Origin of the sequence: Streptomyces yatensis (assembly GCF_018069625.1) — a bacterium.
GTDB lineage: Bacteria > Actinomycetota > Actinomycetes > Streptomycetales > Streptomycetaceae > Streptomyces > Streptomyces yatensis.
Window position 1 is genome coordinate 3,121,096 of the sequence record NZ_CP072941.1, and the last position, 25,587, is coordinate 3,146,682.

Sequence of the window (25,587 nt, forward strand, 5' to 3'; positions counted from 1 at the left end):
GAAGGTTTCTCGGTGCCCCGGGAGGCCCCCGGGGCGGAAGGCGCCGGGTCAGTCGCCGGCGCGGAGCCGGTCCCGCAGGATCGGCCCGATGACCCGCATGGCCACCGGCTGGGTCATCTCGCCGTGGACGCAGTCGATGTCATGGACCTCGACCCGGCCGTCCACGTACCGGTCCCAGGCGTGCGGCTCCAGCCCGAGCTCCTCGCTGGAGCGGGCGGCCCGGAAGATGACCATGTCCCCGGTGAAGCGGTCGGGGGTGAACGCCTCGCTCACCACGGCGAAGTTCCGGTAGATCCGGAACATGTTCTCCGACTGCGCCGCGCTGAGCGTGGCGAACGGCGAGCCCTCCTTGCGGATGGCCTCCATCACCTCGTCGCGGTCCAGCGGGCCGTCGTGGCCGAGGTCGATGCCGGCGACCTCCAGGAGTTCCAGCAGGAACTGCTGCCGGCTCCATGGCTCGGTGTTGACCGGCGCCGCGTCCATCGGATAGCCGTCCAGGCTCATCAGCAGGGCGACCTCCTCGCCGGACGCCTGGAGGCGGGTGGCGATGCCCTGGGCGAGGGCCGCGCCGAGGGACCAGCCGAGCAGGTGGTAGGGGCCGTGCGGCTGGATCTCCCGGATCTGGCCGAGGTAGTCCTCGATGACCTCCTCGATGGTCTCGGGCAGTTCGGCGAGGTCCCGGAGCCCCCTGGCCTGGAAGGTGTAGATGGGACGGTCGCGGTCGACCTCGGGGATGAGCCGGGTGTAGGGCCAGCCGACGCCCGTGCCGGGGTGGATGCAGAACAGCGGGGGCAGGGAGCCCTGCCGCCGCAGGGGCAGCAGTACGTCCAGGTCGTCGCCGTGGTCCAGCTCGTACAGCCGCTCGGCGAGGCCCGCGACGGTCGGGGTGTTGAGGACGGTCCGGATCGTCAGGTCGACGCCGAAGGCCAGCCGCACCTGGTTGGCGAGCCGCACCATGAGCAGCGAATGGCCGCCCAGCTCGAAGAAGTTGTCGTCGATCCCGACCCGGGGCAGCCCCAGCACCTCGGCGAACACCCCGCACAGCAACTGCTCGCGCAGATTGCGCGGGGCGCGGCCCGCGACGCCGGCGGGTGCCCCGGGGGCGGGCAGCGCCTTGCGGTCCAGCTTGCCGTTGGGGGTCAGCGGCAGCTCGGGCAGCGTCACGAAGGCGGACGGCACCATGTACTCGGGCACCTCGGCCGCCAGGTGGTCGCGCAGGGCCGCCGGCCTCGGTTCGCCGCCGGCGGCCCGGGCGACGACGTACGCCACCAGGCGCCGGTCGCCGGGCTGGTCCTCCCGGACGACGACCGCGCTGTGCGCCACCTCCGCGTGGCGGGCCAGCACCGCCTCGATCTCGCCCAGTTCGATCCGGACGCCGCGCAGCTTCACCTGGTCGTCGGCGCGGCCGAGGAAGTCCAGGGCGCCGTCGGGCCGCCACCGGGCGATGTCCCCCGTGCGGTACATCCGGCCGCCGTCGGCGGAGAAGGGGTCGGCGACGAACCGTTCGGCCGACAGGCCGGGGCGGCCCAGATAGCCCCGGGCGAGCTGGACGCCCGCCAGGTACAGATCGCCGGGCACCCCGGGCGGCACCGGCCGCAGCGCCTCGTCGAGCACGTACAGCCGGGTGTTCCACACCGGCCGGCCGATGGGCACCGGGCCCGGCGGCGCCGTGCGCTCGCACTCCCAGGAGGTGACGTCCACCGATGCCTCGGTCGGGCCGTACAGGTTGTGCAGTTCGGCGTCCAGGGTGCGCAGGAACTCGTCCTGCAGCTCCCGCGGCAGCGCCTCACCGCTGCACAGCACGCGGCGCAGTCCGGTGCACCGGGCGGCGCCCGGCTCCTGGAGGAACACCTGGAGCATCGAGGGCACGAAGTGGACCGTGGTGACGCGCTCGGCCTGGATCAGCTCGGCCAGATAGGCGGGGTCCTTGTGGCCCTCGGGCCGGGCGACGACGAGCGCCGCGCCTTCGAGCAGCGGCCAGAAGAACTCCCAGACGGAGACGTCGAACCCGGCGGGCGTCTTCTGCAGCACACGGTCCTCTGCGGTGAGGCCGTAGCGCGCCTGCATCCAGGCGAGCCGGTTGACGATGCCCGAGTGCGGCACCATCACGCCCTTGGGGCGGCCGGTGGAGCCGGAGGTGTAGATGACGTAGGCGGGCGCGGCGGGGTGCAGCGGTGCGCGCCGCTCGCCGTCGGGGACGTCGCCGGCCGGGAGCCCGGCGAGGGTGTCCAGGGTGCCGGGCGCGTCCAGCGCCAGGACCGGTACGGACGCCTCGACGGGCAGTCCGGTGGCCGTCTCCGTGGTCGTCAGCAGCAGCGCCGGGGCCGCGTCCTCCAGCATGAGGCGGATGCGGTCCGCCGGGTAGTCGGGGTCCACCGGCAGATAGGCCGCGCCGGTCTTGACCACCGCGAGCAGCGCCACGACCAGTTCCGGGGAGCGCGGCACGGCGATGGCCACGCAGCCCTCGGGGCCCACTCCGCGCTCGATGAGCAGCCGCGCGAGGCGGTTGGCCCGCGCGTTGAGCTCCGCGTAGCCGAGGGTGGCCCCCTCGAAGACCAGCGCCGGCCGGTCGGGAGTGCGGGCCGCCTGCGCCTCGAACAGCGCGGGCAGGGTGGCGGCGGGCACCTGGTGGGCGGTGTCGTTCCAGCCCCGCAGGACCCGCTCGCGCTCGTCCGGGGTCAGTACGTCGACGTCGGCGATGGAGGTGTCGGGTGCGGCGGCCATGGTCCGCAGCACGCGGATCAGCCGCTGGGCGAGCGCCTCGGCGGTGTCGTGGTCGAAGAGGTCCGTGCTGTAGCGCAGGGCGCCGTCGATGCCGTCGGCGGCGCCGTCGGCCAGCAGTTCCTCGCTGAGCTCCAGGCTCAGGTCGAATTTGCTGATGTCCAGCGACACCGGCTGGGGCGTGGCGTTCAGGCCGGGCAGCGCCACCTCCGTGTCCGCGGTGTTCTGCAGGGTGAGCAGCACCTGGAACAGTGGGTGGCGGGCCTGGGAGCGCTCCGGGTTGAGGACCTCCACCAGCCGCTCGAACGGGACGTCCTGGTGCGCGAAGGCGCTCAGGTCCCGCTCCCGGACCCGCTCGATCAGCTCCTTGAAGGTCGGCGCCCCCGAGGTGTCGGTGCGCAGGACGAGCGTGTTGACGAAGAAGCCGATGAGATCGTCCAGCGCCTCGTCGGTGCGGCCGGCGACCGGGGTGCCGACGGGGATGTCGGTGCCGCCGCCGAGCCGGGTGAGCAGGGTGGCCAGGCCGGCCTGGAGGACCATGAACAGCGTGGCCCGGCCGGACCGCGCCAGCTGGCCGAGCGAGGCGTGCAGTTCGGGGTCGATCCGGAAGAGCACGGCACCGCCGCGGCCGGAGGCGACGGCGGGCCGCGGCCGGTCGGCGGGCAGCGGCAGCTCTTCGGGGAGCCGGTCCAGGTTCTCCTTCCAGTAGGCGAGCTGTCCTGCGATCGGGCTGTCCGGATCGCCCTCCTCGCCCAGCATCTCGCGCTGCCAGAGGGTGAAGTCCGCGTAGTGCACGGGGAGTTCGGCCCAGTCGGGGGTGTCGCCGCCCAGCCGTGCCACATAGGCCGTGGACAGGTCGCGGGCGAGCGGGCCCATGGACCAGCCGTCCGAGGCGATGTGGTGGATGGTCACCAGCAGCACATGGTCGGTGTCGCCGAGGGAGAACAGACGGGCCCGTACGGGGATCGCCGCGGCCAGGTCGAAGTGGGCGGTGACCTCCGCGTTGAGGGCGTCGGGCAGGTCCTCCTCGCGCACCTCGGAGTGGGGGAGGGAGATCTCGGCGGAGTCCAGGACGACCTGCCGGGGCACCCCGTCCCGCTCGTGGAACACCGTCCGCAGGCTTTCGTGCCGGGCCACGACATCGCGGAGGGCGGTCTCGAGGGCGGCCCGGTCCACCTGGCCCGCGAGCCGCATCGCGGTGGGGATGTTGTAGGCGCCGCGGTCGTCGCCGAGGCGGTCGAGGAACCACAGCCGCCGCTGGGCGAAGGACAGCGGGAGCTCCGCGGGCCGCGGCTGTGCGGTCAGCGGGGTGCGGGCCGTTCCGGCCCCGGCCACCAGGCCCGCGAGCCGGGCCGGAGTGGCGGCCTCGAACAGGGAGCGGATGGCCAGCTCCACGCCCAGCGCGGAGCGGACCCTGGACACCAGTCGGGTGGCGAGCAGCGAATGCCCGCCCAGGTCGAAGAAGTTGTCGTCCACACCGACCCGTTCGACGCCGAGGACCTCGGCGAACAGGCCGCACAGGATCTCCTCCTGCGGGGAGCGCGGCGGGCGCGCCGAGGCGCCGGCCACCTCGGGGGCGGGCAGCGCCTTGCGGTCCAGCTTCCCGTTGGCGGTCATGGGCAGCTCGGGCAGCGTGACGAACGCCGACGGCACCATGTACTCGGCCAGGGTGGCCGCGAGCCGGGTGCGCAGGGCGGCCAGGTCGGGCCGGCTCCCGGGGTCGGCGACCACGTAGCCGACCAGGCGCCGGTCACCCTCCTGGTCCTCCCGGACGACCGCGGCCGCGTGGCCCACGCCGGGGTGAGCGGCCATGACCGACTCGATCTCGCCGAGTTCGATGCGGAAGCCGCGCAGCTTGACCTGGTCGTCGGTGCGGCCGAGGCATTCCAGGAGCCCGTCGGGGCTCCACCGGGCGCGGTCCCCGGTGCGGTACATCCGGCTGCCCGCGGGTCCGTACGGGTCGGCGACGAAGCGCTCCGCCGTGAGGCCGGGCCGGTTCAGATAGCCCCGGGCCACGCCCTCCCCGGCGAGGTACAGCTCGCCGTCGGTACCGGGGGCGACCGGCCGCAGCCAGCGGTCCAGGACCAGTGCCCGGTAGTTGTGCAGCGGACGGCCGATGGGCGGCGCCGACTCCACCGGGGCGTCGGTGTCCCACGCCGTGGCGTAGACCGTGGCCTCGGTGGGGCCGTACACATTGGACAGCCGGCCGGCCGACAGGGTCTTCTGGATGTCCACGGCGGCCTGGGTGCCCAGCCGCTCGCCGCACAGCAGCACCGTGTCGGCGGTGAGCCGCACATCCCCCTGGCCGACCAGCTGGGCCAGCGCCGAGGGCACGGCGCTGACCACGGTGCCGGGCAGCTGCGCGCTCTGCCGTTCGGCGAGCGCGAGGAGGTCGTCCAGGACCTCGAGGGTGCCGCCGGACATCAGCGTCCCGAACATCTCGAAGACGGAGACGTCGAAGCTCAGCGACGTGGTGAACAGCACCCGGGCCAGCCGCTCGGCGCCCAGGGCGGTGCGCGCCCAGGCCGCGAGGTTGACCACCGCGCGGTGCGGCACGGCGACGCCCTTGGGGCGGCCGGTGGAGCCCGAGGTGTAGATGACGTACGCGGGCGAGGCGGGGTGCAGCGGGTGGAGGCGGTCGCCGTCGGCCGGATCGGTCGCCGGGCTGTGCTCCAGGGCCCGCTCCACCTCGGGGTCGTCGAGGACGACCACCCGGTGGCCGGTCGCGGGCAGGGCCGCGTCGACTCCCGACTCGGTGAGCACCAGCGCCGGCGCGGCGTCCTGGACGATGTACGCGATGCGGTCGGCCGGGTACTTGGGGTCGATGGGCAGATATCCGGCGCCCGACTTGAGCACCGCGAGGACCGCCACCAGGGTGCGGTCGTTGCGGGGCAGCGACAGCGCCACCAGCTTCTCCGGGCCCGCGCCCAGGGAGATCAGGTGGTGGGCGAGCCGGTTGGCCCGCTCGTTGAGCTCGGCGTAGCCGAGGCGGGTGTCGCCGTGCACCACCGCGAGGTGGTCCGGGGTGCGCGCCACCTGCTCCTGGAACATCGCGGGCAGCGTCGTGGCGGGCACCTCGCGCGCGGTGTCGTTCCAGTCCACCAGCACCTGGCGGCGGACGGCCGGGTCGAGCGCGTCCACCCGCCCGACGAGCTGCCCGGGGTCCTCGACCACGGCCTCGAAGAACCGGGTGAGCCGGTCGACCAGGGAGGCGACCGTCGCGCGGTCGAACACATCGGGGCGGTAGCCCACCTTGAGCAGCATCGTGGGCCCGGGGGCCATGGCGAGGCTCAGCGGGTAGTGGGTGGCGTCCCGGCCGGAGCCGCCGGTGACCCGGGCGCCGGAGAGGGAGGACTCGACCGTCCCGGAGTCCACCCGGTAGTTCTCGAAGAGGACGAGGGTGTCGAAGAGGGTGCCGACACCGGCCAGGCCCTGGATCCGGGTGAGTCCGAGGTGCTGGTGGTCCATCAGCTCGGTGTGCTGGTCCTGGAGCCGCCCCAGGAGCTGCGCCAGCGTCTCGGCCGGATCCAGCCGCACCCGCACCGGAAGGGTGTTGATGAACAGCCCCACCATCGTCTCCACCCCCGGAACCTCCGGAGGCCGACCCGAGACCGTGGTGCCGAACACCACATCGTCACGCCCGGTCAGCGACGCCAGCAGCAGACCCCACGCACCCTGCACCACCGTGTTCAGCGTCCAGCCCCGCGACCGCGCCAGCGCCGTCAGCCCCTCCGTCAGCTCGGCGGACAGCGAGGCGCTCAGCTCGTCGGGGACCACATCGGCGTGGCCCGTGGCCCGCGGCGCGAGCAGGGTCGGCTCGGCCAGACCCGCCAGCGCGGTGCGCCAGGCCGCCTCGGCGGCGGTGGTGTCCTGCTTCGCCAGCCAGGCGAGGTAGTCGCGGTACGGGGTGACCGGCGGCAGGCCGGAGGCGTCCCCGCCGCGGGCGTACAGCTCGAAGAACTCCCCCGCCACGATCGGCGAGGACCAGCCGTCCATGAGGATGTGGTGCTTGGTCAGCAGCAGCCGGTGGTCCTTCGGGCCCATCCTGACCAGGGTGAACCGCATCAGCGGCGGTCTGGCCATGTCGAACCGGCGGGTGCGGTCCTCGTCCACGATGCGCTGCGCGGCCTCCTCGCGGCGCTCCTCGTCCTCGATGCCGCCGAGGTCGTGCTCCTGCCAGGGCAGGGGCACCTCGCGCCGGATGACCTGCATCGGGCGTTCCCCGCCCTTGTGCCGGAACCCGGCGCGCAGCACGGCGTGCCGCTTGAGCAGGGCGCGGCCGGCGGCCCTGAGGGCGTCGGTGTCGATGTCGCCCTCGAGGTGGAACACGCTCTGCACGGTGTAGGGGTCGATTCCCTCGGTGTCGTACAGGGCGTGGAACAGCAGTCCCTCCTGCAACGGCCCCAGGGGCAGTACATCCTCGATCCGGGATTGCTTCACCGGGTGATCCCCCACTCCTCGTCGAGCTCGTCTTCGTCCGACTCGTCGTCCAACTCGTCTTCGAGTTCGTCGATCTCCTGCTGGCTCAGCGACACCAGTGGCAGGTCCGAGGGCGTGTGGCCGCCGGAGGCGCCGCCGCCCTCGACATGGGTGACCAGGGCCTGGAGCACCTGGGCCCAGATCTCGCTGAGCTCCTTGACCTCGGGCTCGCGGAACAGGGCGCCGGGGAAGGCCCAGGCGACCCGCAGCCGGGGGCCGTCGGCGTGGTCCTCGGTGACCGCGTTGAGGGACAGGGCGTACATCATCGGGGCGTCCTGGTCGGAGAACCCGGGGGCCTTCTCCGGCGCCGCCGCCCAGTCGGCGTACTCGGCGCGGCCCGCCATGTCGAACCGGCCCAGGTAGTTGAAGCCGATCTGGCGGGGCAGGAAGCCGGCCAGGACGGGCTTGGTGTCCAGGTTGAGGTGGCGCAGCAGCCCGAAGCCGAGGCCGTTGTCGGGGGTGGCGCGCAGCTGCTCCTTCACGCGCTTGAGCGCGTCCCCGACGGCCGGGCCGCCGGCCAGGACCTCGCGCCAGTCGAGCCGGCCGGGGTCCAGGCGCACCGGGTAGATGCTGGAGAACCAGCCGACCGTCCGGGACAGGTCGACACCGTCGGTGAACTCCTCGCGGCCGTGTCCCTCCAGGTCGACGAGGACGGCCGGGTGGTCCTCACCGCCGCGGGAGTGCCGCCACTGGGCGACCGCCAGGGCGAGCGCGGTGAGCAGCACGTCGTTGATGCCGGCGTTGAACGCCGCCGGGACCTTGGTGAGGACGGGCCCGGTCAGCTCGGGCGGCAGGATCTGCCACAGCCCGCCCATGGTGTGGTTCATGTCCTGCGACGGGTCCAGGGGCCGCTCGCTGAGCAGCGGGTCCGGCACGTCCAGGGTGCTGGACCACAGCTCCGCCTCCTTGACCCGCTCGGCGGCGTACGCGGAGGCGACCAGGTGCTCGGCCCAGCGCCGGAACGAGGTCCCGACCGGCTGGAGTTCGGCCGGGCGGCCCTCCTTGGCCGCCTGCCAGGCCGCCTCAAGGTCGGTCTCCAGGATGCGCCAGGAGACGCCGTCCACGACCAGGTGGTGGATGATCACCAGGAGCCGGCCGGAGGCCTCGGGGCCCGCGTCGAACCAGACCGCCTGGAGCATCCGCCCCTGCTCGGGCGAGAGCCGCGCCCACGCGCTCTCCCCCTCGGTCTCGATGACGGCCCGCAGCGCGTCCGCGCTCAGCCCCGCGACGTCGACCCGGGTGAGGGACTCGGCCGCGCGCACGGTGCCGCGCGGCGGCACCTCCAGCGACCACTCGCCACCGCCCTCCGGACGGGTCAGCCGCATGCGCAGGGCGTCATGGTGGTCGAGCACGGTCTGCACCGTGGTCTCCAGCGGGCCCTCCCCGAGGTCGGCGGGGACCTGCAGCAGCACCGACTGGGCGTACTTGCCGATCGGGCCGCCGCGGTCGCGCAGCCGGTGGATGATCGGGGTGAGCGGCACCGAGCCGACCCCGGTGTCGGTCCCCTTGCCGACGCGCTTGCCGACGGTGCCCGCGTGGGACGCCAGCGCCTCGACCGTCTTGTGCTGGAAGACGGCCCGGGGGGTGAGCGAGAGCCCGGCCTTGCGGGCCCGGCTGACCAGCTGGATGGAGATGATGCTGTCGCCGCCGAGGTCGAAGAAGCTGTCGTGCACACCGACTTCGGACAGGTCGAGCAGATCCGCGAAGATCTCGCAGAGGATCTCCTCCTGCGAGGTGCGCGGCCCCTGCTTGGTGACCGTGGTGGCGAAGTCCGGCGCGGGCAGCGCCGCCCGGTCCAGCTTGCCGTGCGCGGTCAGCGGCAGCGCGTCCAGCAGGACGACCGCGGCGGGCACCATGTAGTCCGGCACCGCGTCCGCGACCCGGGCCCGGAGCGCCGCCGGGTCGGGGCGGGCTCCCGCGGCGGGCACGGCGTAGCCGATCAGGCGCCGCTCGCCCGGCTGGTCCTCGCGGACGACGACCACGGCGCGTTCCACGTCCGGGTGACCGGCGAGCACGGTCTCGATCTCGCCGAGCTCGATGCGGAAGCCGCGCACCTTGACCTGGTCGTCGGCGCGGCCGACGTACTCGAGGTTGCCGTCGGCGCGGCGGCGGGCGAGGTCGCCGGTGCGGTACATCCGGGCGCCCGGCGCGCCGTACGGGTCGGCGACGAAGCGCTCCGCCGTCAGCGCGGCACGGTTGAGGTAGCCGCGGGCCAGGGCGGTTCCCGCGATGTACAGCTCGCCCGCCACTCCGGGCGGGGCGAGCCGCAGCCCCTCGTCGAGGACGTAGAGGCGCGCGTTGCCCTGCGGGAGGCCGATCGGCACGGGACCGGACGGCACCTCGTCACCGGGCTCGATGCGGAACTCCGCGACGTTGACGGTCCCTTCGGTGGGCCCGTACACGTTCAGCACGGTGGCCCCGGGGTGACGGCGGCGCCAGTCCCGCAGCGCCTCGCCGAAGAGGGCCTCGCCGCCCAGCAGGAGTTCATTGCCGGGCGAGAAGGCGTCGGGGAGGGCCGCCAGCAGCGGCAGATGGCTGGGGGTGGCCTTCAGGAAGGTCACCGGGCGCCCGGCCAGGGCCCGCTCGGCCGTGGGGTCCTCCTCCAGCGCCGCGAGGTGCACCGCGCCGCCGACGACGAGGGGGGTGTAGAGCGCGGTCACCGAGAGGTCGAAGGAGACCGGCGAGTGCAGCAGCGCGGCGCCGGCCGCGCTCGGGTAGGACCGGCTCGTCCAGTCCAGGTAGTCGGACAGGGAGCGGTGGGTGACGACGACGCCCTTGGGACGGCCGGTGGAGCCGGAGGTGTAGATGACATACGCCGGGTGATCCACCGACAGCGGCACCAACCGCTCCCCATCGCCCAGATCCGTCTCCGCCAGAGCATCGACCCGCGCCCGGGTCTCCTCCTCGTCCAGCACCACCCGCGCCAGACCGGGTGCCTCCGGCAGCCCGGCAGCCGTGGCCCGGTCCGTCAGCAACAACGCCGGAGCGGCATCACCCAACATGTACGAGATCCGCTCGGCCGGGTAATCCGGATCCACCGGCAGATACGCACCACCGGCCTTGACCACCGCCAGCAACGCCACCACCTGCGAAGCCGAACGCGGCAACGCCAGCGCCACCATCCGCTCCGGACCCACACCCATCCCCACCAGCAGCCGCGCCAGCCGGTTCGCCCGCGCGTTCAACTCCCGGTAGGACAAGGACACCTCGCCCTCGACCAGCGCCACCGCCTCCGGCGTCCGCGCCACCTGCGCCTCCACCAGCGCCGGAAGCGACCGCACCGGCACCTCCAGCACCGGCCCGTTCCACTCCGTCAACAGCCGCGAGCGCTCCTGACCGGAAAGGATCTCCACCCGGCCCAGCCGCACCTCCGGATCCGCGACCACCGCCTCCAGCAACCGCACAAACCGCGCCACCATCCCCTCGACCGTCTCCCGGTCGAACAGATCCACGCTGTAGCGGATCTCGCCGTGCACACCACCGGCGGCGCCGTCGCCGCCGTGGTGCTCGGTCAGGTCGACGCTGAGGTCGAACTTGCTGACGGCGACGTCGACGGGCTGCGGCTCGACCGTGACGCCGTCGAGCGCCAGCTGCGGCTCGGGGTTGTTCTGGAGGTTGAGCATCACCTGGAACAGCGGGTGGCGGGCGGCCGACCGCTGCGGGTTGATCGCCTCGACCAGCCGCTCGAACGGCACATCCTGATGCGCGAACGCCGACAGATCCGACTCCCGCACCCGCTCCAGCAACTCACGGAAGGACGGGTCACCCGATACGTCGGTGCGCAGCACCAGCGTGTTCACGAAGAAGCCGACCAAGTCGTCCAACGCCACATCGGTGCGGCCCGCGACCGCCGTGCCCACCGCGATGTCCTGCCCGGCACCCAACCGCGACAACAACCCGGCCAACGCCGCCTGCACCACCATGAACACACTCGCCCGCGACTCCCGCGCCAACCGCACCAACCCCCGGTGCACCTGCGCCGACAGCCCGAACTCCACCACACCACCACGCCCGCTCAGCACCGCCGGACGCGCCCGGTCCACCGGCAACGCCAACTCCTCCGGCAACCCCGCCAACCGCTCCCGCCAGAAACCCACCTGACGGCCGAACACACTCCCCTCGACACCCTCCCCACCCAGCACCTCACGCTGCCACAACGCGAAGTCCGCATACTGCACCGGCAGCTGGGACCACACGGGCGCACGGCCCTGGCGCCGGGCCGTGTAGGCGGCGGACAGATCGCGGGCGAGGGGGCTGAGCGACCAGCCGTCCGAGCCGATGTGGTGCATGGTGAGCAGCAGGACGTGCTCGGTCCCGGACAGGGCGAACAGGTCGGCCCGCAGCAGCACATCGGCCGCCAGGTCGAACGGCCGCGCCACCGCGGCGCTCAGCGCCTCCGCCAACCCCTCCCGCGCCACCTCGGACTCGGTGAACGGCACCTCCACCGAAGCCCGCACCACCTGCCGCGGCACCCCGTCCACCTCCACGAACACCGTCCGCAGACTCTCGTGCCGCGCCACCACATCACCCAACGCCGCCCGCAACGCCACCCGGTCCAGCTCACCGGACAGACGCGTGGCGTAGGGGATGTGGTAGGCCGAGGACCCTTCCTCGATGCGGCTGACCACCCATTGGCCGTGCTGGGCGTGGGACAGCGGCAGCACCTCGGGGCGCACGTACGGCCGCACTCCCGGGCGCGCGTCGCCGGCGTGGGCGAGCTCGGTCTCCAGCCGGGCCGCGGTGGGCGCCTCGAAGAGCGCGCCCACCGCCAGCTCCACGCCCAGCGCGGAGCGGATCCGCGACACCAGGCGCGTGGCCAGCAACGAGTGGCCGCCCAGCGCGAAGAAGTCGTCGTCGGGGCCGACCCGCTCGACGCCGAGCACCTCGGCGAACAGCCCGCACAGGATCTCCTCGCGGGGCGTACGCGGCGCGCGTCCCGCTCCGCCGGTCACGGCGTCGGGGGCGGGCAGGGCCTTGCGGTCCAGCTTGCCGTTGGCGGACACCGGTAGCCGGTCCAGGGCCACGAAGGCCGACGGCACCATGTACTCGGGCACCGCCGTGGCCAGGTGGGCGCGCAGGTCCGCGAGGTCGGGGGCGTCCGCCGGGTCCGCCGCGACCGCGTAGGCGACCAGGCGCTGGTCACCGGGCCGGTCCTCCCGGACCACGACGGCCGCCGCGGCGATCCGCGGATGGCCGGTCAGGGCCGCCTCGATCTCGCCGAGTTCGATGCGGAAGCCGCGCAGCTTGACCTGGTCGTCGGCGCGGCCGAGGAACTCCAGGACCCCCTGGTCCGTCCAGCGGGCCACATCGCCGGTGCGGTACATCCGGCTGCCCGCGGGGCCGAACGGATCGGCGACGAAACGCTCGGCCGTCAGGTCGGGCCGGTCGAGGTAGCCACGGGCCAGCTGCGCGCCCGCGAGGTAGAGGTCGCCGGCGACACCGGGGGCGACCGGGCGCAGCATGGCGTCCAGGACCAGGGTCCGGGTGTTCCAGACCGGGCGGCCGATGGGCACCGGGCCGGGTGCGTGAGCGGCCTCGCACTGCCAGTACGTGACGTCCACGGACGCCTCGGTGGGGCCGTACAGGTTGTGCAGGTCCGCCGTCAGCACGGAGAAGAACCGCTCGCGCAGCGCGTCGGGGAGCGCCTCCCCGCTGCAGATGACGCGGCGCAGTCCGGTGCACCGTTCGGCGGCCGGCTCCTGGAGGAACTCCCGCAGCATCGACGGGACGAAGTGGAGCGTGGTGACGCCCTGGGCGCACACCAGGTCGGCGAGGTACGCCGGGTCCTTGTGGCCTCCGGGGCGGGCGACGACGAGCGTGGCGCCCTCGGTGAGGGTCCAGAAGAACTCCCACACCGACACGTCGAAGCCGGCGGGGGTCTTCTGCAGCACCCGGTCGTCCGCGGCCAGCCCGTACTGCCCCTGCATCCAGGCGAGCCGGTTGACGATGCCCCGGTGCGGTACGACGACGCCCTTGGGGCGGCCGGTGGAGCCCGAGGTGTAGATGACGTAGGCGGGGTGGTCCGGGGTCAGCGGCGCGGTGCGCTCCGCGTCCTGGACGTCGGTGTCCGCGTAGCCCGCCAGCGCCGCGGCCTGCTCGGGCGCGTCCAGGACCAGGACGGGCGCGGCCGTCGTGGGCAGGTCCCGGACGGTGGCCGCGGTGGTGAGCACCAGGGCGGGCCGGGCCTGGGAGAGGACGTAGGAGGTGCGGTCCCGGGGGTGGTCGGGGTCCACCGGGAGGTAGGCGGCGCCGGTCTTGGTGACGGCGAGCAGGGCGACGATCAGGTCCACCGAGCGCGGTACGGCCAGGGCCACGGTCCGCTCGGGGCCGGCCCCCTGGGCGATGAGGTGGCGGGCGAGCCGGTTGGCCCGGGCGTTGAGGTCGGCGTAGGAGACCTCGGTGCCGTCGAAGGCCACGGCCGGGTGGTTCCGCACGGCCGCCGCGCGGGCCTCGAAGAGCCGCGGGAGCGTGTCGGGCCGCACGTCGCGCGCGGTCGCGTTCCACCGGACCAGCACGTTCTCGCGCTCGTCGGCCGCCAGGGCGTCGACGGCGGCCACCCGCTGGTCGGGGTCGGCGGCGACGGCCGCCAGGACGCGGGTGAGCCGCTCCGCGGCGGTCTCGGCCGCGGCGCGGCCGACGAGCTCGGGGCGGTGGCCGATGCGCAGCCGGATGCGCTCGCCCGGGTAGGCGATGAGGCTCAGCGGGTAGTGGGTGGCCTCCGCGCCGGAGAAGCCGGAGACCCGCACTCCGTCCACCGTCCGGTCGAGGCCGGACGGGTCGAAGGGGTAGTTCTCGAAGACGGCGAGGGTGTCGAAGAGCGCACCGGTGCCCAGCTCCCGCTGGATCTGGGTGAGTCCGAGGTGCTGGTGGTCCATCAGCTCGGTGTGCTGGTCCTGGAGCCGCCCCAGGAGCTGCGCCAGCGTCTCGGCCGGATCCAGCCGCACCCGCACCGGAAGGGTGTTGATGAACAGCCCCACCATCGTCTCCACCCCCGGAACCTCCGGAGGCCGACCCGAGACCGTGGTGCCGAACACCACATCGTCACGCCCGGTCAGCGACGCCAGCAGCAGACCCCACGCACCCTGCACCACCGTGTTCAGCGTCCAGCCCCGCGACCGCGCCAGCGCCGTCAGCCCCTCCGTCAGCTCGGCGGGGAGCTCCAGGCTGAACTCCTCGGGCATCCGGTCCACGCGCTGCCCGGCGCCCGGTACGAGGAGGGTCGGTTCGGTGACGCCGTCGAGGGCGGTGCGCCACGCCTTGGCCGCGGCGTCCCGGTCCTGGCGGGACAGCCAGGCGAGGTAGTCGCGGTACGGGGTGACCTTGGGCCGGCCGCTCTCGTCGCCACGCCGCGCGTACAGCTCGAAGAGGTCATCGACCAGCAGCGGGAAGGACCAGCCGTCCAGCAGGATGTGGTGCAGGGTGACCACCAGGCGGTACCGCTCGTCGGCGAGCCGGGCGAGGGTGAAGCGGATCAGCGGCGGTGCCGCGAGGTCGAAGCGGCGGGTGCGGTCCCGCTCGACCAGCTCGGCGAGTGCCGTCTGCCGCGTCTCGTCCGAGCCGTCCCGCAGATCGGCCTCCTGCCAGGGCAGTTCCACCTCGTGCGGAATGACCTGGACGGGCCGGCTGAGCTTCTCGTGCCGGAACCCGGCCCGCAGATTGGGGTGGCGGCGCAGCAGCGCGGCCCCGGCGGCCCGCAGGCCCTCCGGGTCGACCCGGCCTTCGAGGTCGAAGCCGAGCTGCACGGTGTAGGCGTCCACCGACCGCTCGTCGTAGAGGGCGAGGAAGAGCATGCCCTCCTGCAGGGGCGACAGGGGCAGAACGTCGGCAAGTCCCGGCTTGGTCATGAGTTCCTCCACTCGGATTCCAAAAGGTCGATCTCCGCCTGCGACAACGACACCAACGGAAGGTCCGAGGGAGTCCAGCCACTGCTCACGGACCGGTCGGACCGGTCCGACAGCGCGTCCAGTGCCGTGAACCAGCTCTCGGCGAGGTCGCGCACCTCGGGCTCGGACAGCACGCCGTCCGGCCACGACCAGGTGGCGGCCAGCCGGGGCCCGTCCACGCCGTCTTGTGTCAGCACATTGATTTCCAGGCAGTGTGCGAGCGGCAGGGCGGGGTCGGCCCCGGCGCCCAGCACGTCCGTCAGGGGGTCGGCGGTCCACTCCGCGTCCGTTCCTCCGGCCTCGGAGGGGGCGGCGAAGCGTCCCAGGTAGTTGAACGAGATCTGCGGTACGGGGCGCGTCGTGAGGGCCCGCGCGGTGTGCGGGTTGAGGTGCCGCAGCAGTCCGTAGCCCAGTCCGTTGTCCGGCAGGGCGCGCAGCTGCTCCTTGACGCGCTTCAGGGCGGCCCTTCCCTGGTCCTGTCGCGGGTCCGGGCGGCCGGGGTCCAGCCGCACGGGGTAGAGGCTGGTGAACCAGCCGACCGTGCGGGAGAGGTCGATGTCCGGGGCGAACTCCTCGCGGCCGTGCCCCTCCAGGTCGATGAGGACGGCCGTGTTGTCGCCGCCTTCGCGTCCGCGGCGCCAGCCGGTGACCGCCAGGGCCAGGGCGGTCAGCAGGACCTCGTTGACCGAGGCGCTCAGGGCGGCGGGCACCTCGGTCAGCACCGCGGTGGTGCGTCCGGGGTCCATGGTCAGCGTGAGGGACCGGGCGGTGCCGACGGTGTCCCGGGCCGGGTCGAGGGGGCGCCGGCCGAGGGTGCGTTCTGGAGCGGCGGTCATCCGCTCCCACAGCGGGAGTTCGGCGGTGCGCCGGGGGCTGTGGGCCTCCTCGGCGAGGCGTTCCGCCCACGTCCGGAACGACGTGCCCACGGGCTCGAGCCGGGCCGGCCGGTCCGCCGCCGCGGCCTGCCAGGCAGCGGTCAGATCGGGCACCAGGATCCGCCAGGAGACGCCGTCCACCACGAGGTGGTGCAGGACCAGCAGCAGCCGTCCCGGCCGGTCCGGTCCGGCGTCGAACCAGACCGCCTCGACCATGCCGCCGGTCGCGGGGGCGAGACGGTCCAGCGCGCGCGCCGACTCGGCGGTGACGCGGTCGGACAGGGCGTCGCCGTCCAGTCCCGCCACCTCGACCCGGGTGACCCGGGGGGCGGCCGGGACGGCGCCGGGCTCGGGGACCTCCATGGCCCAGGCCTCGTCGGGCGTCTGCCGTGTCAGGCGCATCCGGAGCACGTCGTGGTGGTCCAGCACGGTCTGCAGGGCCTCCCGCAGCCGGCCGAGCCCCAGGTCCGCCGGGACCCGCAGCAGCATGGTCTGGCTGAACCGGTCGACCGGGCCGCCCCGTTCGCGCTGCCAGGTGATGATCGGCGTCTCCCGGACCGGGCCGACGCCGCTGTCCGCGGCCGCGGGGCGGCTCGTCCCGCCGGTCTCGCGGGCGACGGCCGCGAGCGCCTCGACCGTGCGGTGCCGGAAGACGTCGCGCGGGGTGATGACGAGCCCCGCCTTGCGGGCCCCGCTGACGAGCTGGATGGAGACGATGCTGTCGCCGCCGAGATCGAAGAAGCTCTCGTCGACGCCCACCTCGGTCACCCCGAGCACCTCCGCGAACAGCCGGCACAGGGTTTCCTCGTGGGCCGTGGTGGGCGCGCGGCCCGGGGCGGCGGCGGTGCGTTCGGGGGCGGGCAGGGCCTTCTGGTCCAGCTTGCCGTTGGGGGTCAGCGGCAGATGGCCGAGTGCCACGGTCGCGCTCGGCACCATGTACTCGGGGAGCGCGGCGGCCACATGCTTGCGCAGGATCTGCTGATCGGGCGGGGCGGCACCGGGCTCGGGCACGATGTAGCCGACGAGCTGCCGATGGCCCGGGCGGTCCTCGCGGACGACGACCACGGCGCGTTCCACGTCCGGGTGGCCGGCGAGCACGGTCTCGATCTCGCCGAGCTCGATGCGGAAGCCGCGCAGCTTGACCTGGTCGTCGGCGCGGCCGACGTACTCCAGCTCGCCATTGGCGCGCCGGCGGACGAGGTCGCCGGTGCGGTACATCCGGGTGCCCGGTGGCCCATACGGGTGGGCCACGAACCGCTCGGCGGTGAGCCCGGGGCGGCCGAGATAGCCGCGAGCGAGCCCCTCGCCCGCGATGTACAGCTCGCCGACGACGCCCACGGGAGCGAGCCGCAGCCGCTCGTCGAGGACGAGGGCGCTGGTGTTCCACACCGGGCGGCCGATCGGCGGGGCCCCGGCCCCGGGGATGAGGGGGCCGCTGGTGGTGGCGGCGACGGTGGATTCCGTCGGGCCGTAGGCATTGACCATCCGGCGCCCGGGCGACCAGCGCTCCACCAGTTCGGCGGGGCATGCCTCGCCACCGACGATGAGGGTGCGGAAGTCGGTCAGGCCCGTGGGGGTCACCCCGGCGAGGGCGGCGGGCGGAATGAGCGCGTGGGTGATCCGCTGCCCTCCCAGCACCTCGGTGAGGGCGTCCCCGACGAGCGGCCCGGGCGGCGGGACGACCAGCGCCGCACCGTGCGGGAGGGCCATGCACACCTCCAGCACCGCCGCGTCGAAGCTGGGCGAGGCGAACTGCAGCACCCGGCTGTCGGGGGTGACGAAGAACCGCTCCGCCTCCGTCCCGCAGAACGAGGCCAGGCCGCGGTGGGTGACGACGACGCCCTTGGGACGGCCGGTGGAGCCGGAGGTGTAGATGACATACGCCGGGTGATCCACCGACAGCGGCACCAACCGCTCCCCATCGCCCAGATCCGTCTCCGCCAGAGCATCGACCCGCGCCCGGGTCTCCTCCTCGTCCAGCACCACCCGCGCCAGACCGGGTGCCTCCGGCAGCCCGGCAGCCGTGGCCCGGTCCGTCAGCAGCAACGCCGGAGCGGCATCACCCAACATGTACGAGATCCGCTCGGCCGGGTAATCCGGATCCACCGGCAGATACGCACCACCGGCCTTGACCACCGCCAGCAACGCCACCACCTGCGAAGCCGAACGCGGCAACGCCAGCGCCACCATCTGCTCCGGACCCACACCCATCCCCACCAGCAGCCGCGCCAGCCGGTTCGCCCGCGCGTTCAACTCCCGGTAGGACAAGGACACCTCGCCCTCGACCAGCGCCACCGCCTCCGGCGTGCGCCCGACCTGGGCCTCCACCAGCGCCGGAAGCGACCGCACCGGCACCTCCAGCACCGGCCCGTTCCACTCCGTCAACAGCCGCGAGCGCTCCTGACCGGAAAGGATCTCCACCCGGCCCAGCCGCACCTCCGGATCCGCGACCACCGCCTCCAGCAACCGCACAAACCGCGCCACCATCCCCTCGACCGTCTCCCGGTCGAACAGATCCACGCTGTACTCGACGACACCCTCGATCCCGGCGGGTGTGTCCTGGTCCTGATGGCGCTCGACCAGGTCCAGCGTGAGGTCGAACTTGGCGGTGGAGGTGCGCAGTTGGCGGATCCGCGTGTCGATGCCCGGCAGGTCGAGCTCGGGGTCCGGGTTGTTCTGGAGGGCGAGCATCACCTGGAACAGCGGGTGGCGGGCGGCCGACCGCTGCGGATTGACCAGCTCGACCAGCCGCTCGAACGGCACATCCTGATGCGCGAACGCCGACAGATCCGACTCCCGCACCCGGTCCACCAGTTCACGGAAGGACGGGTCACCCGATACGTCGGTGCGCAGCACCAGCGTGTTCACGAAGAAGCCGACCAAGTCGTCCAACGCCACATCGGTGCGGCCCGCGACCGCCGTGCCCACCGCGATGTCCTGCCCGGCACCCAACCGCGACAACAACCCGGCCAACGCCGCCTGCACCACCATGAACACACTCGCCCGCGACTCCCGCGCCAACCGCACCAACCCCCGGTGCACCTGCGCCGACAGCCCGAACTCCACCACACCACCACGCCCACTCAGCACCGCCGGACGCGCCCGGTCCACCGGCAACGCCAACTCCTCCGGCAACCCCGCCAACCGCTCCCGCCAGAAACCCACCTGACGGCCGAACACACTCCCCTCGACACCCTCCCCACCCAGCACCTCACGCTGCCACAACGCGAAGTCCGCATACTGCACCGGCAATTCCGCCCACTGCGGGGCCTCGTCGGCGGTGCGGGCGCGGTAGGCCGTGGTGAGGTCGGTCGACAGCGGTATCAGCGACCAGCCGTCGGCGACGATGTGGTGCATGGTGAGCAACAGGACGTGCTCGGTCCCGGACAGGGCGAACAGGTCGGCCCGCAGCAGGACGTCGGCCGCCAGGTCGAACGGCCGCGCCACCGCGGCGCTCAGCGCCTCCGCCAACCCCTCCCGCGCCACCTCGGACTCGGTGAACGGCACCTCCACCGAAGCCCGCACCACCTGCCGCGGCACCCCATCCACCTCCACGAACACCGTCCGCAGACTCTCGTGCCGCGCCACCACATCACCCAACGCCGCCCGCAACGCCACCCGGTCCAACTCACCGGAGAGGGTGATCTCGAAGGCCAGGTTGTAGGTGGCGCCGCCGTCCTCGAGCCGGTCGAGGAACCACAGGCGCTGCTGGGCGTGGGACAGGGGCAGCACCTCGGGGCGTTCGTAGCGGCGCACGCCGTCCCGGGCCACGGCCGCCGAGGTGAGGGCTTCGGCGACGCCGGCGGGCGTGGCGGCCTCGAAAAGCTCACCGACGGTCAGCTCGGCGCCCAGCTCCGAGCGGATCCGGGACACCAGGCGCGTGGCCAGGAGGGAATGCCCGCCGAGGTCGAAGAAGTTGTCGTCCGCGCCCACCCGGGGCGCGTCGAGGATCTCCGCGAACAGCCCGCACAGGATCTCCTCGCGCGGCGTCCGCGGCGCCCGGCCCCCGGCACTGACCGGCGCCTCCGGCGCGGGCAGCGCCTTACGGTCCAGCTTGCCGTTCACCGTCAACGGCAACCGCTCCAGCACCACAAAAGCAGACGGCACCATATGCTCCGGCAACAGCCCCGCCGCATGCTCCCGCAGCACCCTCGCCTCCACCTCGGCGCCCGCGTCCGGGACCACATACGCGACCAGCCGCTTATCACCGGGACGGTCCTCACGGACCACCACCACCGCCTGGCCCACCCCCGCACACTCACCCAGAACCGACTCGATCTCCCCCAGCTCGATACGGAAACCCCGCACCTTCACCTGGTCATCCGCCCGCCCGACGAACTCCAGCACGCCCCCATCGGTCCACCGCGCCACGTCTCCGGTGCGGTACATCCGGGCACCCGCCGGACCGAACGGGTCCGCCACGAAACGCCCGGCCGTCAAACCGGGACGGTTCCAATAGCCACGCGCCACCCCGGCGCCCCCGACATACATCTCTCCGGAGACACCGATCGGCACGGGCCGCAAGTCTTCATCGAGCACATAGACCCGAAGGTCGGGAATGCCGACCCCGATGACGCTCCCCGCACCGGATTTCGCGATACGGGAACCCAGCGCCGCATAACTCACATGCACCGTCGTCTCGGTGATCCCGTACATGTTCACCAGCACGGGACCGGTGTCACCGTGCCGGTCGAACCATTCCTCGAGACGCCACAGATCCAGCGCCTCGCCGCCGAACACCACCCACCGCAGCTTCAACCGGGCACCGGTCTCCGGCGCCTCACGATCGGCCTGCATCAGCTGATAGAAGGCCGACGGCGTCTGATTCAGCACCGTCACCCCCTCATCCGCCAGCAACCGCAAAAACTCCCCCGGCGAACGACTCACCTCGAACGGCACCACCACCAACCGCCCACCCCGCAACAACGCACCCCACAACTCCCACACCGAGAAGTCGAACGCAAACGAATGGAACAGCGTCCACACATCATCCGCACCGAACCCGAACCACCCATGCGTCGCCTCGAAAAGCCGCACCACATTCCCGTGCGACACCACAACGCCCTTGGGCCGCCCCGTCGACCCGGACGTGTAAATCACATAGGCCGCCGTCTCCGGCGACACCCGCACTCCCACATCCGACCCGTCCAGCCCCGCCAACTCCGCGACGACCTCGGCGTCGTCCAGCGCCACCAGCGGAACCCCCGCCGGCACCTGGACTCCCACACCCGCCTCCGTCACCACCAGCGAGGGCCCCGCGTCCTCCCACACATACGCCACCCGGTCGGCCGGATAACCCGGATCCACCGGCACATACACCGCCCCGGCCTTCAGCACCGCGAGAATCCCCACCACCAGATCCACCGACCGGGGCAATACCAGTCCCACCCGGTCCTCAACACCCACCCCGCGCGCCATCAGCAACCGCGCCAGCCGATTCGCCCGCGCATTCACCTCCCCATACGTCAACGACTCCTCGCCACAGACCACGGCGACACTTTCCGCCGAAACCCGCACCCGTGCCTCGAACAGCTCGGGAAGCGTGGCGGTCTGAACGCGATCGGACATTGCTGAACCCCTCGAAAAGAGCGTGGCCAGTGGAGGATTCGACGAACGAGATACGGAATTCACGGCACAGCGAAGGCCGGGGTGGAGGGTCCCTCCCCTACGGCTCGGACAATCCGCGGGAGACCCGTCCGCCCCGGCCTCGAATTCTCTCGGCGGGTGTGGTGACCGAGCGGTCTAGCCGCAGCCTCCTGCGTGTCCAGTATCTCCACCGGGAGCGGCAAACTGGGGCAGCTCGTCATGATGCTGCCAGCCTTTCTCGACCTCCTGGAGAGGTTGGCCGCGGAAGGCCGCGACAAAGGACGTCAGCCGGTCCGCGCCCCAGAACTTCTCCCGTCCGTAGACGAAGAACGGAACGCCGAACAGGCCGTCCTGATACGACTGGACCAGGCAATCCAGTCCCCGCTTGCGCAGCCCGGGGTCGTCCGACGCGTCCGCCAGCTGCTCGGCCGGCAGCCCCAGCTCCACGGCGATCTCGGCCATCGTCTCGCGCCGGGTGATGTCCCGGCCCTCCTGCCAGCGCGCCCGGTAGGTGAGCTCGATGAAGCGGCGGCCGTGGCCCTCCTCCTGGGCGGCGAGGTAGGCCAGGTGGGAGACCTCCCAGTTGGGGTCCTTGTCGATCGGCACGGTCATCTGCAGTCCGCGCGCCTTGGAGATCCGCGAGAGGTCCTGGAGGATGTAGAAGTTCTTCGCCCGGGACATGGCGACGATGGGCAGCTCCACATCGGCCTCGTCCAGCATCTGCTGGGTGATGGCGTCGGGCTCCCAGAACGGAATCCAGTCCATTCCGTCGGCCACGTCGGGGTAGCGCTCGGTCAGGTCCAGGTAGGCGAACCAGGAGTACGGGCTGCGCAGCGAGAAGAACCACCTCGGTGGCTTCTTGGGCTTGGGCACGGTGATGCTCCGCCTTCCGGTAGCGGTCGGTCAGGGGCCGGTCGTGGACCGGTCGGGGTGTCAGATGGTGATGCCGCCGTCGATCTGGAAGACGGCGCCGGTGATGTAGGCGGACCGGTCGGAGACCAGGTAGGAGACGAGGTCGGCGACCTCTTCCGGCCGGCCAAGCCGCTTCAGCGGGATCTGCTGCAGGGCCTTCTTGCGCACCTGCTCGCTCAGTTCCGCCGTCATGTCGGTCTCGATGAAGCCGGGGGCGACCACATTGGTGCGGATGCCGTACCGGCCGACCTCCTTGGCGAGCGACCGGGAGAAGCCGATGATGCCCGCCTTGGAGGCCGAGTAGTTGGACTGGGTGGGGTTGCCGTACACCCCCGCCACCGACGAGAGGTTCACGATGGAGCCCGACTTCCGCTTCATCATCTCGAAGATGACGGCGCGGCAGACGTGGTAGACGCCGTCGAGGTTGGTGCCGATGACCTGCTTCCACTCCTCGTCGGCCATCATCAGCAGGGGGTTGTCCCGGGTGATGCCGGCGGAGGTGACCGCGGCGTCGACCGGGCCGAGGGTCTGCTCGGTGCGGGTGACGAACGACCGGACCGACTCCATGTCGGAGACGTCGGCGCGGACGGCCAGCGCCTTGACGCCGAGCTCCCGGACCTCCTTCTCCAGGACGTTCGCCGCGGCCTCGTCGGACCGGTAGCAGTAGGCGACGTCGAAGCCGTCCCGGGCCAGGCGCAGGACCACCTCCCGCCCGATGCCGCGGGATCCGCCACTGACGAGGGCGACCCTGGACTCACTGTTGTGCACGACTGTTCCCTCTCCTGGTTGGCCGCGGGCCCCGCTGATCGGCCGCGGGCCGGGGCTATGAAACGGCGGGGGCCGCGACCTGGTCGGCGTCGGCCGGCGGGCGCAGCTGGTCCCCGGGGCGGAACGCCATCACCATGCGGGAGAAGGTCAGCGCGATCTCGCCGCCGACCAGCGTCTCGCCTTCGAAGATCACGGTGTCGGTGAGCGCCCGGAAGAGCCGCACCCGGTGCTCCAGCACGTCCCCGGGGTGGACCGGGCGGTGGAACTCCACCCCGGACATCGCGCCGGCCAGCATGACCTGGGCGGTCGGGCCGCCGGTCGCCTCGGCGCCGCACACCGCGAGCAGCCCGGCGGCCTGGCCCCAGGACTCGACCAGCAGGGTCTGCGGATAGGCGAACCGTTCCGGGGCCGCGTCCTCGCCGAGGTGGCGGTACCAGGGCTCGTTGCAGGTGATGGCCTTGAGCGCGACCAGCCGGTCACCGGGGACGAGCTCCACCACCCGGTCGATCAGCAGCATCGGATGGCGATGCGGCAGCAGGCGCTTGATACCGGCCGCGTCGATCATGGTCTGACCTCCGTACGAAAGCCCAGCCGCACCTTGGCGGACGGACCGCGCTCGGTGGCGGCCGTCGCCGTGTATGTCCAGCCGCCGTCGGCCGCCTTCCAATCGGCGCGGACGGTCAGGACGTCGCCGGGGAAGACCGGGCCGATGAAGCGGGCGGATTCCAGGGACCGCAGCGAGATGGCCGCGGTCCCGGGGGCCGTGGCGAGGGCCGCCCGGTGGGCGCACTCGACCACGCACACCCCGGGAAAGATCGGGAAGTCCGGGTAGTGGCCGGCGAAGACCGGTTCCTCCGGTTCGATGCGGAACCGGACCTCGCTGCTCAGCCCCGGCTTCCCGGCGTCCTCCGAAGCCCGCCGCACGACCTCGGGTTCGGCCCGCACCGGGCTGTTGGTGGACGTGGCGGTCACCGGGTGTACAGCTTCTGTGTCAGCAGATCGTGCGCCTGGCGCAGCGACACCACCTGGCGCAGCTCCGCCTCCGCGAACTTGACGCCGTACTTCTTCTCCAGGACCACGATGACCTCGAGCGCCATCAGGGAGTCGACCTCCAGGTCCTCCATGAAGTCGGCGTCGTCGGCCACGTCGGTGGCGTCGACCTCCAGGATGTCGGCGACGATGCCGCGCAGTTCGTCCATGTCGAGCGGGGCCGCGCCGGCCGGGTCGGAGTAGGTGACGGACATGGGGTTCCTTTCACACAGCGGGAAGGGGGATCACAGGAGGCGCAGGAGTGCGCAGGCGAGCGCGCCGTCACGGTCCACGGACGTGACCACCGCCAGCCGGCCCGCGGCCCGGTCGTCGTCCTGGGCCGCCGTCAGCACGGAGACGATCTGGAAGGCGGCGGTCGCGGCGGCGGTGTCGCCGATCGTGTCCGGCTGCGGGATCCAGCGCACCTCGTGACCGGCGAACCCGGCCCGCAGCGCGGTCCGTTCCTGCTCGCCGAGGAGGCCGGCCGGGCCCGAGGGGGATACGGCCCAGACGTCCTCGCGCGCTGCCCCGGCCCGGCGCAGCGCGCGCCGTACGGCGGACTCCAGGGCGGGGCCCGCCCCGTCGGGGCCCGCCACCCCGGCCTCGACCGCGAGCACCTCGGCGAGCCCCTCGCCGTCGGCCACGGCCTCGGCGGGCCGCAGCCGCAGCACCGCACAGCCCTCACCGAGGACGACACCGGTCTCGTCGTCGCCCCGGGTGTGCCATTCGAGCCAGGCGCGGGCCGGGGAGTACTCCTCGACGGCGCCGCACAGGACGGTCATGGCGCGTCCGGAAGCGAGCAGCCGCCGGGCGTAGTTGAGGGCGATCAGCCCGGAGGAACGCCCGGCGGCGACCGTGGTGTTCGGCCCCTTCAGCCCGTACCAGATGGCGCACTGCCCGGCGGGGCAGTTCATGATGGCGTTCGGGATGTGCGAGGGGTCGATGTAGAAGGGCTTCTCGTGGATGAGGGTGTCGCGGGTGATGTCCATCATGCTCTGGGCGCTTCCGGTGGTCGTGCCCAGGACGAGGGCGACATCGGCGCCGCTCTCGGTCGCACCGTCGGCTCCCGTGACCAGTTCCCGTACGGTCGCCACGGCCAGCCCGGTGACCCGGTCCATGGACCGGGTCCCCTTGCGGCCCAGCACCTCCTTGATGACCAGGTCCCGGGCCAGGCACACCCGTTCGTCGGGGACCGGCTCGCCGCCGGGCTCCGACGCGGTGGCCGTCCCGCGGCCCGACCGGGCGCCCTCGACGAAGGCGTCCCGGCCGATGCCGTACGGCGACACCGCCGACCATCCCGCGATGACGGGACCGCGTGTCGCGGTGGCCATCGC

At 72.7% G+C, this 25,587-nt stretch carries 8 protein-coding genes and 1 pseudogene; all 9 read right to left on the reverse strand.

All coding sequences use genetic code 11. From position 1 onward, the window contains the following. Positions 1 to 48 precede the first annotated feature (48 nt). The 9 genes and pseudogenes from J8403_RS12570 to J8403_RS12610 all read right to left on the reverse strand — a co-directional run bounded on the left by J8403_RS12570 (position 49) and on the right by J8403_RS12610 (position 25,584). Positions 49 to 7,161 carry an amino acid adenylation domain-containing protein gene (locus tag J8403_RS12570; RefSeq protein ID WP_211123277.1) on the reverse strand — a complete coding sequence of 2,371 codons (7,113 nt, stop codon included), beginning with the start codon at positions 7,159 to 7,161 and terminating at the stop codon, positions 49 to 51. Continuing rightward, positions 7,158 to 15,044 (reverse strand): non-ribosomal peptide synthetase, encoded by a 7,887-nt coding sequence (locus tag J8403_RS12575; protein WP_211123278.1) that lies wholly within the window; start codon positions 15,042 to 15,044, stop codon positions 7,158 to 7,160. The genes J8403_RS12570 and J8403_RS12575 overlap by 4 nt, the downstream gene beginning before the upstream one ends. After that, a pseudogene (locus J8403_RS12580) lies at positions 15,041 to 21,499 on the reverse strand (amino acid adenylation domain-containing protein); the annotation flags it as partial. The pseudogene J8403_RS12580 and the gene J8403_RS12575, both read right to left, overlap by 4 nt. A gap of 201 nt (positions 21,500 to 21,700) precedes the next feature. After that, on the reverse strand, positions 21,701 to 22,417 hold the full coding sequence (locus J8403_RS12585) for a 2-hydroxychromene-2-carboxylate isomerase (RefSeq protein WP_211123280.1): 717 nt from the start codon (positions 22,415 to 22,417) through the stop codon (positions 21,701 to 21,703). 60 nt (positions 22,418 to 22,477) lie between these two features. Further along, the gene (gene fabG, locus J8403_RS12590; protein ID WP_211123281.1) at positions 22,478 to 23,224 is read right to left on the reverse strand and encodes a 3-oxoacyl-[acyl-carrier-protein] reductase; all 747 of its coding nucleotides are present in this window, start codon (positions 23,222 to 23,224) and stop codon (positions 22,478 to 22,480) included. Positions 23,225 to 23,279: 55 nt separating this feature from the next. After that, positions 23,280 to 23,789: a 3-hydroxyacyl-ACP dehydratase FabZ family protein gene (locus J8403_RS12595; protein ID WP_211123282.1), complete on the reverse strand. Its 510-nt coding sequence runs from the start codon at positions 23,787 to 23,789 to the stop codon at positions 23,280 to 23,282. Then, complete coding sequence (locus J8403_RS12600) at positions 23,786 to 24,196, reverse strand: 3-hydroxyacyl-ACP dehydratase FabZ family protein (RefSeq protein WP_211123283.1); 411 nt, start codon at positions 24,194 to 24,196, stop codon at positions 23,786 to 23,788. Before J8403_RS12600 ends, J8403_RS12595 begins: the two co-directional genes overlap by 4 nt. Further along, a complete protein-coding gene (locus J8403_RS12605) occupies positions 24,193 to 24,468 on the reverse strand; it encodes an acyl carrier protein (RefSeq protein WP_211123284.1) in 276 nt (91 codons plus the stop codon). Before J8403_RS12605 ends, J8403_RS12600 begins: the two co-directional genes overlap by 4 nt. A gap of 30 nt (positions 24,469 to 24,498) precedes the next feature. Further along, on the reverse strand, positions 24,499 to 25,584 hold the full coding sequence (locus J8403_RS12610; protein ID WP_211128217.1) for a beta-ketoacyl synthase N-terminal-like domain-containing protein: 1,086 nt from the start codon (positions 25,582 to 25,584) through the stop codon (positions 24,499 to 24,501). Between the last annotated feature and the right edge of the window lie 3 nt (positions 25,585 to 25,587).